Source organism: Bartonella sp. HY038 (assembly GCF_014117425.1).
In the GTDB taxonomy this organism is placed as follows: domain Bacteria; phylum Pseudomonadota; class Alphaproteobacteria; order Rhizobiales; family Rhizobiaceae; genus HY038.
This window is the reverse complement of sequence record NZ_CP059725.1, coordinates 2,753,236-2,766,498: the sequence shown is the minus strand read 5'-3', so window position 1 is coordinate 2,766,498 and position 13,263 is coordinate 2,753,236. Positions and strand designations below refer to the sequence as shown.

The following is a 13,263-nucleotide window of genomic DNA, read 5'->3' as shown; positions in this document are numbered from 1 at the left end:
AGTTCAGTAATAAGTGCAGATTTGCAACAATATCCTGTGATCATCAGCTAAATTAAAAATTACTCTCGACTTATTACTTATGGTTAATTATTAGATAATTTTGTATGATAAGGTTCTAGAAATCCTTGCGTGTTTTAAACCTTGCCCCCATTCTGTTTGATGAGTTGTTCATGATAAATGCAATCCAACATAAAGACCGCTTTCTAAAATTATTAGGAAAATTGGTTTTTACGAGTAGTCTTGTGATGATGGTCACCATGCAGAATTTGGGCGCGGCGACGGTTGTGCCTGCGGGCAATCGCAATGAGGTTCAACCTCCAATCCCAGGTGCATCAGCACGCCGGACCCGCGAGCTTGCAACGACCTATGATGCAAAATTCAACAAGGTTTTTAGCTTCATTAAAAATGATGCGCGCTTGCGTAAGCGCATTGAAGCAACCGCAAAAGCCTATGGTATTTCGCCGGTTCATATTGCTGGTGCGATCATTGGGGAACACACCTATAATGTTGATGTATATGATCGCATTCAAACCTATTATGTCAAAGGCATGTCTTGGGCTAAGCAAGGGGTGAGTTTTTCCTATCAGGGGGAGAAAATCGGTGCGTTTATAGCAAGACCACAATTTGAAACATGTAAACAATTTACTGATAGCTATCGCCTATGGTCTTGCCGTGAAAAAGTTTGGAACGAAAAATTTAGCGGCAAAACTGTTGATGGCAAGTCTTTTCCTAAAAATCGTTTTAGTGCGGTGTTTTTTCAACCCTTCTATGCGGGGCAGACTTTTGGGCTAGGGCAGGTGAATCCGCTTACCGCTTTAAAAGTTTCTGATCGCGTTCATCAAATATCAGGTCTTCCAAAGCTTGAAGCTGAAAATGGTGATGGAGTGTATCGTGCTATTATGGATCCCGATTTGACCTTGCCTTATATTGCAGCAACAATTCGTCAGTCGATAGACTCTTATCGCCAAATTGCTGATATGGATATTTCTAAAAATCCCGGCCTCACATCAACTCTTTATAATACGGGCGGGGCGGATGAGCGTGCGCGTGCTTTAGCAAGTTTGAATAAGCAGCTTAAATCAGAGAATAAGCCAATTAAATATCCTGAAGAAAATTATTATGGTTGGTTTGTAAATACTAAGGCAAAAGAACTTGAATCTTTATTTTAATCTTTGTTAATTTGAAGTTCTTCGGCCAAGGCCTGTCGTATTAAGTGGCGTTGCTTATCTAACCAATCAAACCCACCTGCTTGTCCTCTCGGCAATGGGAAATAAGAAACAATAGTTTTCAACGCTTCTGGATAGTTTAAATTGCCAACAAAATAATCGGTATAGGAAAAGCGCTTATGATCCAATGGTTTATAAGTGTCAATCCAAGTTAAAAAAATATAGCTCCATAGCTTTTGCTGATGGAAGGTGTCATACTCATCATAATGAGATAATATTACATGCGAAACAACATGGTTATCATCTTCAAGGATAAGGGCGTAAAGTTCAGCAGATGAATTTTCAGTGAGACTTTCAGTTATATATTTTTTTGCTTGGTCCACCGTTAAAAAATGGTTTTTTATTCCAAAGGCTAAATCGGCCATTGATAAATTTGGCAAAATATTAAAAAGTTCATGATGAAGTATTTGTTGATACATTTTAATTGACCAATAATAACATTTACTATGGTTTTTCACTAAAAGGTAGTTTTAACTCGATTGCTAGCTTTTTTAATATTATTTGCCGCTGCTCATCCCGGTAATTAACGACGGCACTTAGATCATCAAAAAATTGATAATATTCCTCAAGCGGTAATAAAAATTCTGGCCTTTCTAATGCGATAAAAATATCGTCTAGCAATTTAAACCTGCTTGGATGATAATCTGCATAAAACTTAAGCCAGCTTAGGAAAATATAGCCCCAGAGCTTCTTTTGATAATATTCGTTTACATGATTTAAATGGCTATTGATTTTGTTGATAAATGTAAAGCTATCAGCTTCAATAGCAAGGTCAAAAAGCTGCTGCTCAGATTGACTGTCAAGGCTTGAAACAATAAACTTTTGTGCTTCATCGCTATTGAGTAATTGGCCTGATATCCCAAAAGCTAAATCTGGTAACTTTGCAAAAGGATAAATTTTTATCAGCTCATCAGCTTTAATTTGCCAATCCATTATGATTTCGCTGCTTTCTTGTCACAAGGCTTTAATAAGTGTTTTATCTTCTTATAGTGGTTGCTTTCTTTATTATAAAAGCTATCCATTAAGGCTTCAGGCATAATAATATCACGATCCTTGCAAAAATGGTCAATTGCCGTTCTCATAGCATTAAAAAATGGATCTTGGCTACTTAAAGCACCATGGGTAAAATTAATCACTGAATTAGCCTTTAGGGCAGATTCAAATTGATTGATGTAATAGTTAAAAATGGCATCTTAGATGATAATATGATTTATATCATTGCTCAAATGACGTAAATTAAAAGCCGCTACGCAGAACATTGAGTAATATTGGTGTTCAATAATAAAATCAATATAGTCACGATTTATGCTGGTAAGATAAAATAAACCAGTCGAAAAACATTCAGATGTTGTGACATGTTGAAATTTATTAAAGTATTGAAAAAATATTTCAGATTCATGTTGATCACTTAGCACTAACCCTTCGAAAAATTTTACGCTTTCATCATCTAATTGATAAATAGTATTTTTCTGTTTGATAAAATGTTGTAGTTGGCTTTTGGTCATTTGGCCGGCTCGAATTAAATGTTTTTGGGTCTTGTTTAGTGAAATGGATTTAATCTTAGCCATTTTAACACGATTTTTGCTTTATCGCCAAAGCAGTTGATCAATCTCCATTTATGTCCATTTAAGGTGTAAGTGAAATATTTTCATTTGGGCTTTGAATTTGGTGGGGTAATTTTGGCTAATTTGCAAAAATCTTGGATACGATTGGTATGAAACCTATCTTGCAAATTCATCTGTAGTATGATCAATGCGAAAATATCTATAACCAAAGTCGATCATGCCATTGTATTTATGCAATCTCGCGAAAGTATTGCTAAGGCAATAACCACGTTACTTGCATCAAAATGCCCGGCAACATGTCTATTGAGGCGTTTGGTACACTGTCAATGCAAACTTGTTTATGGCGCTCTAAGACATCAAAATAAGTGTTTTAACTTAAGTGTCACGACCAAATTTGCTTTTTATAGAATAATACAAATTGAACTTCATCAACTTTATCAATACCAAGCTCAGCGGCTTTGCGAGCTAAATAGATGCGTCCCCAAAATAATTAATGATTTTGATTGAGAACATTAATTATAACCCAAGGCTTTGATTATTGAATTTAAAAATTCAAGAGGAGTAATCGTTTATTTGTGATTAAGAGCTAAAGCCTTAGGTTGAAATAGGGTGATCTTGAAGTTAAGGCTTATTGGTTTAAATGCCTTTAACAGTTAAATTTATAAAAACCCATAAATGTGGCTAGTTTATTTATTGCAGTCGTTTTGAGTAAATGAAAACTCAACGGTTTTACCTTTATAGGTGTAAGTCGCTAACAAATTTTCAACTTTTTGGTTTCTTTTAAGAATAGTACAAAATGTACCAACCAATTCAGTTTCAAAAATTTCTTCTTTCGGTCTTGCAAATGATTTATCAAAATCAAATTTTTGATCATTATCAATAATAGTATAGAAATAATGGTAAGTAGAATGGGTAATTTTGATCTTTTCTAAAATTGTATTTTCATTTAAATTTTTGGGGAGATTTCTGTTGGCAAGATATTCAATTTGTTTTATCTGATACCATGGATAAATAAAGATTGATGTAGAAGCAAATGCTAAGCCAACAGATGCAATTGCTATAGTAATATAAATAAATTTTTTCTGAGCTTTATAGAATTTTGCAATACCATAAAATATAAAATAGATTAATACAGATGTAATAACTATAATTTCAAATGGTGACAGATTGTATATTTTATCCATTTTTATACCTATAAATTTTTGGTCTACTGAACAATTTTATCAATAGGGAAACACATAATTATACAAAATAAATATATTTTTTTAAAAAGAAAAGTCGAAATATATATTATACTCTATTTTCGCCAATTTTTTTACTGCAAGCTTGTCGTTTAATAAATTGTCTACAGCTATTAGAACACAAAAGAATAATTAAAACTTAGGTCGCTTAGAAAAAAAAGGGAGAAATATAGTATTCTATATTTCTCCCTTTTTATAAGGTTTAAAGCATTTCAAATTGCGAACAGCAATGAGTGGTTGAAATAAACAGGCAACTAAGCTTCTGTTTGCTCAGCCTCAGCTTTAGTGGTACGGCGCTTACGAGGCGGCTTCTCAACCGCAGCTTCGTCGTTTTTTTCGCTCGCAGCTGCAACAACCTTAGGTGCGCGGGTTCTTGTTGCCCGTGGCTTGCTAACTGGTTTGTCAATGGTTTCAACCGCAGCAATCACTGGTTCAACCGCTTTAACCAAAGGTTCATTTTGCGTTACAACAGTTACAACTTCTTGTGCATCATCGGTGCGTTGGTCATTTTGTGCAGTGGTGACACGTTCAAAGTTACGCTCATTATTGCGAGGAGTACGGGGTTGACGTGGATTTCGACGTAAGCCATTGGTTTTGCGTCCATTATAAGAACGTTCATGTGATCTACCATTGTGTTCAGTATTTTCTTGATCAAATGAAGCTTCCAGTTGGTCACTGTTCAAAACGGGTTGCGGACCTGTTCCAACAGGCTCACTTTCATTGGTCTCACTTGTATCAGTGGTCACCAATTCAAAATTATCATCATTTTGCTCATCGCGATTATTACTTTGTTGTATGTGCCCTTGGGCTGACAAAATAATGCGCATATAATGCTCTGCATGCTGCAAATAATTCTCTGCCATAACTCTATCGCCAGATGATTGAGCATCTCGTGACAAAGTCAAATATTTATCAGCGATATGTTGGGCGTTTCCGCGAATTTTAACATCTGGCCCACTACTCTCATAGTTTCTGGTTAAAGGGTTTGGGCCTCTGCGATTATTGTTATTATTGCTGTTATTGTTATTATTGCTGCGTCCACGCATACGCCTATTTTGTTGTGGCCTCATAATTTACTCTTTTTTGGTTATAGAGATCTTGTCTGTTATAGAGATCTTGTGCCAGTGCTGAAATTCACTGAAAAAACCACTCTTATATTGACACGCACAATGTCAATAATGGCGGTAAAATTTGCCTCTTAAGCGAATATTATGCTGAAGAACCAAATGATGATAGCGGATCTTGTGCTTAAAACACAAATCACTTCCCATTTCTATCATATAGTTTTGGATAATTAACCATCATTGGCGCAATTGCCAAGCACTTTTTCAAAGTTAAAAACCATTTTGTTTTTAATATTCGATATTCTCCACAAAATTTTGAATAAATCAAGCTAATTTTTAAAATTTATCTAAAAAGTCTCTTATTGGGTGAAATATAGAAAATAAAACATTTCTATTTTTCTTATAAAGATTATTTTAAAAAGGTAAATGTAAGTTGTGTATTTTTTGAGTTAAGTTGCATAAATGCAACAAGTGATATTTTCGAATTAGCAAATAAATTTTCAATTTGGTCAAGCCTCATCACGGCCTAAAACGACCAATTTCGGGCTTTTGAAAAAATAAAATCGCGAAATGCATTAAGCTTTGCTGAGCTACGTAGCGCTTCAGGATAGCAGAAAAAAGTATCAAAAGATGGAATATCAGTTAAATCTGGAAAAAGTCGTACGAGTTGATCATCCGCATTAACGATATAATCAGGCAACACGGCAATGCCGATATGACGCATGACAGCGCGTTTGACTGAAATAATATTATTAATTTGTAATGTAGGCGTGCGTGGTGTTTCACCGTTGCGACCAGCTATTTCTAGCCAGTTTAACCCTGAAAGATATGATGGCACGGGTTCACCAAATGATATTATTCTATGACTATCAAGATCATTAAGCTCGTTTGGTCTGCCGTTTTCCGCGATATAAGTTGCAGATGCGTAGACATGCATGTGTACTGTGAATAGCCGCTTTTGGATCAAGTCAGGTTGTTGTGGCTGACGCAACCGCACAGCGCAGTCGGCGTGGCGCATGGTAAGGTCTAATTCTTCGTCATCGAGCAATAATTGCAACTGAATATCTGGGTAAAGGCTTAAAAATTCAGGGATGCGCTCTACAAGCCAACCAGAACCCATGCCAAAAGTTGTGGTAACGCGTAAATGGCCGCTAGGCCGCTCCTTACTTTCAATAAGTTTGGAACGCACATTTTCAAGTTTCATCAAAACATCATGCGCGGTTCGATATAGTGTTTCACCTTGTTCGGTTAAGATGAGGCCACGAGCATGACGCTGAAAAAGGGGAACGCCAACATCTTGCTCTAATGCACTCACTTGGCGCGAAATTGCAGACTGTGAAAGGCGCAATGTTTGTGCTGCATGCGTAAAAGAGCCCGCCTCTGCTGCAGCATGAAAAATACGCAATTTATCCCAATCTAATGGTGCTGCCACAATAGTTTCCTATCCCCGGTTTAAAAATTCTTATCAATTGTTAAAATTAATAAGAATTTTTTTATTAATTTTACGCGCTTTTTGTCTAGTCTAATTTTGTTCTTTTATGCCAAAGCAATGGGGCGCGTTTATGATTTAAAAGTGTTAACCCCAAATTAAAGCAATTAAGTGAATGGTTCGTGAACAAATTGGCTTTAATTTTTTAGTTAACAATTCTTTAAATCATGTATTTTGATCTAGAAAGCGTTCTGCCTCAAGGGCAGCCATGCAGCCCCGTCCAGCGGCGGTTACGGCTTGGCGATAGACATCATCAGCTACATCACCTGCAGCAAAAACACCTGGCACATTGGTGGCGGTAGAATCGGGCTTTGTCCATAAATATCCACCATCTTTTTGCTGTAACTGTCCTTCAAATAATGCAACCGCCGGCGCATGACCAATAGCGACAAATACCCCATCGGTACTGAGAGATTGCTCCTTGCCTGTTGCAACGTTACGTATGCGAACACCATTTACAGTTGCACCGAGCGATCCTTGGGATTGAGTTCCAACAATCTCCTCAACTGTATGATTCCAGATGACTTCAACATTTTCGCGGGCAATAAGGCGGTCTTGCATGATTTTTTCAGCACGAAAACTATCACGGCGATGAATAATAGTTACTTTTTTGGCAATATGGGAAAGATAAAGCGCTTCTTCAACTGCTGTATTTCCACCCCCAATAACCACAACATCCTTGCCGCGATAAAAGAAACCATCACATGTGGCGCAGGCAGATACACCGCCGCCCATAAATTTCTGTTCACTAGGCAGGCCTAACCAACGTGCTTGCGCACCGGTTGCAATGATAACAGCGTCAGAAAAAATTACGTTACCAGAATCGGTTGTTGCTTTGAAAGGACGAGATGAAAGATCAATATTACTCACCAGATCAAATATAATTTCAGCACCAACATGTGTCGCTTGTTTAGCCATTTGTTCCATCAGCCATGGCCCTTGGATAGGGTCGGCAAAGCCTGGGTAATTTTCAACATCGCTGGTAATGGTAAGTTGACCGCCTTGTTGAAGGCCAGTAATCATTATAGGTTTCAGCATTGCGCGTGCTGCATAAATTGCTGCAGTATAGCCTGCAGGGCCTGATCCAATGATTAATACAGGAGTATGGCGCTCGGACATAGCTTCCCTTTCTTGATGTTTACTTATGATGCAGGCGTAGATTGCCTATTTGAATGTTAAACTAGGATCATGTGATTTAATTTGCAAGCGTTGCAAGTGTATTTGCAATGCTTAAACACAGTTAAGCCTATCTCAGCCGCTTGTTACGGTGAAGCCTATATGGTGAATTAAAAATACATATGAAATGCATATTAAATGAATAAGTTAGATTTTTAAACTCTAGAGCTTGCCATTTCACTTTTCAGTTTGTTTGGGTGCAGTGGACGTCGTATTATTCAATCCCAAAACATCAGCATTCACTAAAGCGTTTTTTCCTGCAATAATCCGTCCACCAAGCAGATTTTTAGCAGATGGTGCTTTTTTAATAATGCATAGAGAATTTACAAATTCAATTGAGTGAATATGAGAAAGACATTCATCGGTGAGTGTTAGTTCCAAATTTTTTAAAAAAGGTTCAAGATATTCAGCTCTAGATATTGGTAATCCCCAATGTTCGAAATTTACAATATCAACTAAAAGTTTTAAAAATTGAATTGCTGATTGAGACGCAAATAAGCCACCTTGGTAGTCTTTCCAATAACTGCAATGTAGATCTTCAATAATAAAAAGGCCACCATCTTTTAGATCGGGGAAATAATTACAAAATGTAGCAATTATGTCAGAGGATTTGTGTGAGCCATCATCAATGATAATATCAAATTTTGGGCAAGTTGATGAAATACGTTCTTTTGTCGTGGGTTGATTTATATCCCCAATCAGCACATTGATCCTGGCATCATCAAATTTCAAATTTGCACATTGACGGTCAGTATCGCAGCCAATAATAATATGGGCATTTTTAAAATATTTGGCCCATATTTCTAGAGAGCCACCATTTTGAACCCCCACTTCAAGCATATTGATATTTTTGTCTTGATAGGAACTGAGTTGGTTGTGATAAGTGTCTATATATATAGACCATTTGTCAGATGTTTTTTCATCATGATCCGCATATAATTTGGATAATATATTATCAGTTTCCATTTCGGCTCTCTGTATAGCTTTAATATATTAATAGTCTAATTTATTGGAAATAGTGTTCATATCCATTATGATTTTTAATAAACAAGCATTTTCCAGTTGATAGACTTCTATTTTTATTAATATAGAAATTTTAAATTGAATAAAACTAATTTAAAATTACGTCGGTGGAAATGATTATCAGATATTTTTAAGTAATCCTAGCTGATAATTGTAATAATTTTTATTTTTTTTGCATCGATGAAATTAGAATTATTATAACAATATAATATTGGTTGCTAATTTAGTATTTTTATACAAAACATATCTTCAAGCATTGGTTTTTCATTTTTTTATGTTTTTAAAAAATGCTGGTTGGTTTAATTGATAAGTGCGTGATCAAAATTTAAAGAGTCATATTGTAATTGATCAAATCCGGTTCTATTGTTGCACCATATTTATTTGCTTAAAATGAAGCAAATGGTCGGTATTTTGTTTAACATTAGCAATTGAGGGTGTCAGAATGGCTGCAAGAAAATTATTTCTCTTACCAGGTGACGGTATTGGTATTGAAACTATGGCCGAGGTGCGTAAAATTATCACCTATATGACCAATGAGCTTGATTTGGATTTCGTTTGTGACGAGGGGCTTGTTGGTGGTTCAGCCTATGATGCTCATGGTGTTGCAATATCTGATGATGATATGGTGCGCGCATTAAATGCTGATGCAGTTTTATTTGGTGCAGTTGGTGGTCCAAAATGGGATAATGTTCCTTACGACAAGCGTCCTGAGGCTGGTCTCTTGCGTCTTCGTAAAGATCTTGGTCTTTTTGCTAATTTGCGTCCTGCTATTTGTTATCCAGCCCTTGCTAATGCATCTTCATTAAAACCTGAATTGGTGGAAGGCCTTGATATTTTAATCGTGCGCGAATTAACTGGCGGCGTTTATTTTGGTGAGCCAAAGGAAATTATTGACCTTGGTAATGGTGAGCAACGTGCGATTGATACACAAGTTTATGATACTTATGAAATTGAGCGCATTGCAGCTGTTGCATTTGATCTTGCCCGCACACGCGGCAACCGCGTCACTTCAATGGAAAAACGCAATGTCATGAAGTCAGGCGTTTTATGGCATCAAGTGGTCAATGCAACTCATAAAGATCGTTTTAGCGATGTCGTGCTTGATCATATGTTGGCTGATGCTGGTGGCATGCAGCTTGTTCGCGCACCTAAGCAATTTGATGTAATTGTAACTGATAATCTTTTTGGCGATCTTTTATCTGATGTTGCAGCTATGCTCACCGGGTCTCTTGGTATGTTGCCGTCAGCTTCGCTTGGTGCGCCGGATGAAAATACTGGCGCGCGTAAAGCGATGTATGAGCCTGTGCACGGTTCAGCCCCTGATATTGCTGGCAAAGGTATTGCCAATCCAATTGCGATGATTGCGTCTCTTGCTATGTGTCTTCGTTATTCTTTCTCGCTTAATGCAGAAGCTGCTAAGCTTGAAAAAGCCATTTCACGCACATTGGATGATGGTCTTCGCACCAGTGATATTTATTCTGATGGTATGCGTAAAGTTTCCACCAGTGAAATGGGTGATGCAATCCTTGCTCATTTTAAGACAATTATTGTTTAAGCTTGATTTTAAAAGCCTTCGGAGAATTTTTCCGAAGGCTTTTGTTTAGCTAAACAGCATAACTGGGATAAGGCAACCCCGAATAAGTTCCGTGGTGGTAGAGCCAACAAAAAATTGCTTTATACGCGAGTGGCTATAAGCACCCATAATGAGAAGATCGATATTATCTTTTTCAACGCGGTTTTTAATGACTGGACCTGCAGCACCATTAATAATATCGGCTTTAACATCAAAGCCGGCTGCAACCAGTTTGACCGCTGCTGCATTTAACTTATCAAAATCCTTATCGTTTTCACTTCCCGCCATAATAAGATGGCAACCAAGACCTTTAAGAAGTGGTGTTTGGCATAAATAGTCAATGGCTCGTTCAATCGCAGCACTTGCATCATAAGACACTAAAAAATTGCTGATTGGTTTAAATTGTCGCGCCGCCAATAATGTAGGGTTTTGGTTGCTACGCACAACATCTTCAACATTAGAGCCAAGTCGGAGTTTAATGAAATCTGCCCCTTCACCGCGCTTGCCAAGAATGATGTAATCGGCTTTTTTTCCTAAATCTTCCATCACGTCAAGCAGAGTACCATGGCGCAAATTCATGGTTATATTGTGAACGCCACTTTTTTCAAGCCGCTCTTTTGCTTCATCAAGAAGAACACGGCCATGCTTATTAGCAAGCTGTGCCCGTTCTGCGTCGAGGTCGGATAGTTTAGTAAGCAAGGCGCTGCGTGCGCCAAGACCGATGGAGCCACTTAAATCAGTTAATTGTTCATGCATTTCGCTTTTATCGATAACATGAACAAGCTCCACGGTTGCGCTAAGGCGCGTAGCTATCCAACTGGACAAGTCACAAACACTGGGACCGTAGATGGAACTGTCAATGAGTGAAAGAATATGGGTCATGATGTGCCCTTTTCAAAAGTTTCAATGCTACGCGCTAATAAATTCAAAACATAAAGCATTTATACTTAATATAGAAGTAAAAATGCTTTATTCAATGTGGCTAGTTTAATGAGTGACTTACCTAGTGTCCAGCAGGTAGTTTGGCATTTTCCTTATCATGAACGGCATGTTTTTTGATGATAAGTTCGCTTGCCTTATTCATACCAATCAGCCCCACTTCTGCCCCTTCGCGCCTAAACTTTAACACCACTTGATCAAGGGCGGTGACAGCAGAAAGATCCCAGATATGAGCGCGCGACACATCAATAGTCACCTTATTCAATGCTTCCCCAAAATCAAAAGCACGGGTAAATCCTGATACGGATACAAAAAATAACTGCCCTTCAATATGATAGGTACGGTTAAGGCCATCATCACTAAGGTTTGAAGTAATGGTCATCAAGCGGGCAATTTTCCAAGCAAAAAATAATGCTGACAAAATGACGCCGGCAATAACTCCAATGGCAAGGTTGTGGGTGTAAACAACAGCTGCAACGACGACAAGCATAACCAATGAAGACGTTGCAGGATTGCGAGGAATGTTTTTAACCGACGACCATGAAAATGTACCGATAGATACCATGATCATCACTGCAACAAGGGCGGTTGTTGGGATTATCGCCACCAGATCATTCAAAATTAATATGAGAAATAATAGGAATAGGCCGGCAAAGCATGATGAAAGGCGGCCGCGTCCACCACTTTTAACATTGATCATTGATTGGCCAATCATGGCGCAACCTGCCATGCCGCCGAAAAAACCGGTAACCGAATTGGCAATGCCTTGGCCAATACATTCACGGGTTTTATTACCATAAGTATCGGTTAATTCATCAACAATATTGGTGGTCATCAAGGATTCTAATAGACCAACAAGAGCTGCTGCCAAAGCATAGGGAAAAATAATAATGAGAGTTTCAAAGGTAAAGGGAACACTTGGAATGGCAAAAACTGGTAAGCTTTCAGGAATATCTCCCATTTGCCCAACCGTCCTTACATCAAGATTGAGATAATAGGCGGCGGCAGTCAACACGATAATGCAAACCAATGGGGCAGGGATTGCTTTAGTGAGGCGCGGAAAGAGGTAGAGAATAAGCAAGCCAACGCCAACCATGATGAAAGTTAGGGGCTTGGCATTTTGCCCCAGTAATTCTGGCAATTGCGCCATGAAAATCAAAATTGCCAAGGCATTGACAAATCCATTCATTACCGGTTGGGAAATAAATCGCATCAATGTGCTAATTTGCAGCAGCCCAAATAACATTTGTAAAAGACCGGCGAGAATGGTTGCGGCGAAGAGATATTGGACGCCGTGATCTTTGACGAGAACGACAAAAAGCACCGCGACAGCTGCAGTCGCGCCGGAAATCATGCCAGGGCGACCACCGAAAATTGAAGTTAAAAAACAAATTGAAAAAGCAGCATAAAGACCGACTTTTGGGTCAACCCCAGCAATGAGAGCGAAGCCAATCGCTTCAGGAATAAGGGCAAGGGCGACAACTGTACCCGAAAGTACGTCGCCGCGAATATTTCCCAGCCATTCATGACGAATGGTAGCAAAACCACGAGTTTTCAAGTTATGAATCTTTCTATTGGTTTAATTACACTGGCAAAGTGTTATGCATAATTATAAAGCAGCAAAATGCGCTTTTATAGATTACGCTTTAAACCCAAAAATGAGAGCATTTTGTCGTTTTAACTGAATTTGAAAATGCTCTAACATAAATGTTGCCGGGGGATAGGCGCCCGGAATAGCCACCTGAAAAACAGGTCCAACGGAATAGAGTAAGTAATACTTATTCTATTATATTATTCAAGGAAAAAATGAGGTAAAATTTATAGCGCTAAATAATTGTCTGCACGTTCAAATTTTGTAAGTAAGCTTCTGTTTTTGTAAGTGAGATTTTGGCCATTTGTTTAAATGGAAGTGTATGGGTTTGCGTTTGACACGTTGCCTAAAAAATAGCAAGCCAAACCGCATGCCA

Annotated in this window: 13 protein-coding genes and 1 other annotated feature; of the genes, 2 read left to right on the top strand and 11 right to left on the bottom strand. The window is 38.1% G+C overall.

The annotated features are described in order from the left end of the window. The first annotated feature begins 245 nt into the window (after positions 1-245). Positions 246-1,169, top strand: a complete 924-nt coding sequence (locus H3299_RS11960) for a DUF1402 family protein (RefSeq protein WP_246708231.1) — start codon at positions 246-248, stop codon at positions 1,167-1,169. Here H3299_RS11960 and H3299_RS11955 read toward each other — a convergent pair. From H3299_RS11955 to H3299_RS11915, 9 genes are all read right to left on the bottom strand, one after another. Continuing rightward, the gene (locus H3299_RS11955) at positions 1,166-1,591 is read right to left on the bottom strand and encodes a DUF2247 family protein (RefSeq protein ID WP_182417886.1); all 426 of its coding nucleotides are present in this window, start codon (positions 1,589-1,591) and stop codon (positions 1,166-1,168) included. The two genes, H3299_RS11960 and H3299_RS11955, sit on opposite strands and share 4 nt — an antisense overlap. Before the next feature lie 79 nt (positions 1,592-1,670). After that, on the bottom strand, positions 1,671-2,159 hold the full coding sequence (locus tag H3299_RS11950) for a hypothetical protein (protein WP_182417885.1): 489 nt from the start codon (positions 2,157-2,159) through the stop codon (positions 1,671-1,673). Next, entirely contained in the window at positions 2,159-2,362 is a 204-nt protein-coding gene (locus tag H3299_RS11945) for a hypothetical protein (RefSeq protein WP_182417884.1), read from the bottom strand. The genes H3299_RS11950 and H3299_RS11945 overlap by 1 nt, the downstream gene beginning before the upstream one ends. A gap of 57 nt (positions 2,363-2,419) precedes the next feature. After that, positions 2,420-2,794, bottom strand: coding sequence for a hypothetical protein (locus H3299_RS11940; RefSeq protein ID WP_182417883.1), 375 nt, complete (start codon positions 2,792-2,794; stop codon positions 2,420-2,422). Positions 2,795-3,477: 683 nt separating this feature from the next. Then, positions 3,478-3,975: a hypothetical protein gene (locus H3299_RS11935; protein WP_182417882.1), complete on the bottom strand. Its 498-nt coding sequence runs from the start codon at positions 3,973-3,975 to the stop codon at positions 3,478-3,480. A gap of 311 nt (positions 3,976-4,286) precedes the next feature. Continuing rightward, positions 4,287-5,102 (bottom strand): DUF4167 domain-containing protein, encoded by an 816-nt coding sequence (locus tag H3299_RS11930; protein WP_182417881.1) that lies wholly within the window; start codon positions 5,100-5,102, stop codon positions 4,287-4,289. 520 nt (positions 5,103-5,622) lie between these two features. Beyond that, a complete protein-coding gene (locus H3299_RS11925) occupies positions 5,623-6,528 on the bottom strand; it encodes a LysR family transcriptional regulator (protein WP_182417880.1) in 906 nt (301 codons plus the stop codon). A gap of 222 nt (positions 6,529-6,750) precedes the next feature. Continuing rightward, entirely contained in the window at positions 6,751-7,704 is a 954-nt protein-coding gene (gene trxB / locus H3299_RS11920) for a thioredoxin-disulfide reductase (RefSeq protein WP_182417879.1), read from the bottom strand. A gap of 234 nt (positions 7,705-7,938) precedes the next feature. Further along, positions 7,939-8,727, bottom strand: coding sequence for a class I SAM-dependent methyltransferase (locus H3299_RS11915; protein ID WP_182417878.1), 789 nt, complete (start codon positions 8,725-8,727; stop codon positions 7,939-7,941). A 499-nt stretch (positions 8,728-9,226) separates the two neighbouring features. Here H3299_RS11915 and leuB point away from each other — a divergent pair, with 499 nt between their 5' ends. Next, complete coding sequence (gene leuB, locus H3299_RS11910) at positions 9,227-10,339, top strand: 3-isopropylmalate dehydrogenase (RefSeq protein ID WP_182417877.1); 1,113 nt, start codon at positions 9,227-9,229, stop codon at positions 10,337-10,339. Between the two features lie 45 nt (positions 10,340-10,384). Here the strand turns inward: leuB and H3299_RS11905 are convergent, their stop codons facing one another. Further along, positions 10,385-11,239 carry a universal stress protein gene (locus H3299_RS11905; RefSeq protein WP_182417876.1) on the bottom strand — a complete coding sequence of 285 codons (855 nt, stop codon included), beginning with the start codon at positions 11,237-11,239 and terminating at the stop codon, positions 10,385-10,387. A 121-nt stretch (positions 11,240-11,360) separates the two neighbouring features. Beyond that, positions 11,361-12,854, bottom strand: a complete 1,494-nt coding sequence (locus tag H3299_RS11900; protein ID WP_210276102.1) for a SulP family inorganic anion transporter — start codon at positions 12,852-12,854, stop codon at positions 11,361-11,363. Positions 12,855-13,003: 149 nt separating this feature from the next. Beyond that, positions 13,004-13,055 (bottom strand) — a sequence feature (sul1 is cis-regulatory element that is thought to sense ions involved in sulfur or methionine metabolism; They are found in Alphaproteobacteria). Positions 13,056-13,263: the final 208 nt, after the last annotated feature.

Coding starts and splice junctions, on each gene's coding strand:
- H3299_RS11960 (WP_246708231.1), top strand. CDS start 246: ATGATGGTCACCATGCAGAATTTGGGCGCGGCGACGGTTGTGCCTGCG.
- leuB (WP_182417877.1), top strand. CDS start 9,227: ATGGCTGCAAGAAAATTATTTCTCTTACCAGGTGACGGTATTGGTATT.
- H3299_RS11930 (WP_182417881.1), bottom strand. CDS start 5,102: ATGAGGCCACAACAAAATAGGCGTATGCGTGGACGCAGCAATAATAAC.
- H3299_RS11955 (WP_182417886.1), bottom strand. CDS start 1,591: ATGGCCGATTTAGCCTTTGGAATAAAAAACCATTTTTTAACGGTGGAC.
- H3299_RS11950 (WP_182417885.1), bottom strand. CDS start 2,159: ATGGATTGGCAAATTAAAGCTGATGAGCTGATAAAAATTTATCCTTTT.
- H3299_RS11915 (WP_182417878.1), bottom strand. CDS start 8,727: ATGGAAACTGATAATATATTATCCAAATTATATGCGGATCATGATGAA.
- H3299_RS11905 (WP_182417876.1), bottom strand. CDS start 11,239: ATGACCCATATTCTTTCACTCATTGACAGTTCCATCTACGGTCCCAGT.
- trxB (WP_182417879.1), bottom strand. CDS start 7,704: ATGTCCGAGCGCCATACTCCTGTATTAATCATTGGATCAGGCCCTGCA.
- H3299_RS11940 (WP_182417883.1), bottom strand. CDS start 2,794: ATGGCTAAGATTAAATCCATTTCACTAAACAAGACCCAAAAACATTTA.
- H3299_RS11935 (WP_182417882.1), bottom strand. CDS start 3,975: ATGGATAAAATATACAATCTGTCACCATTTGAAATTATAGTTATTACA.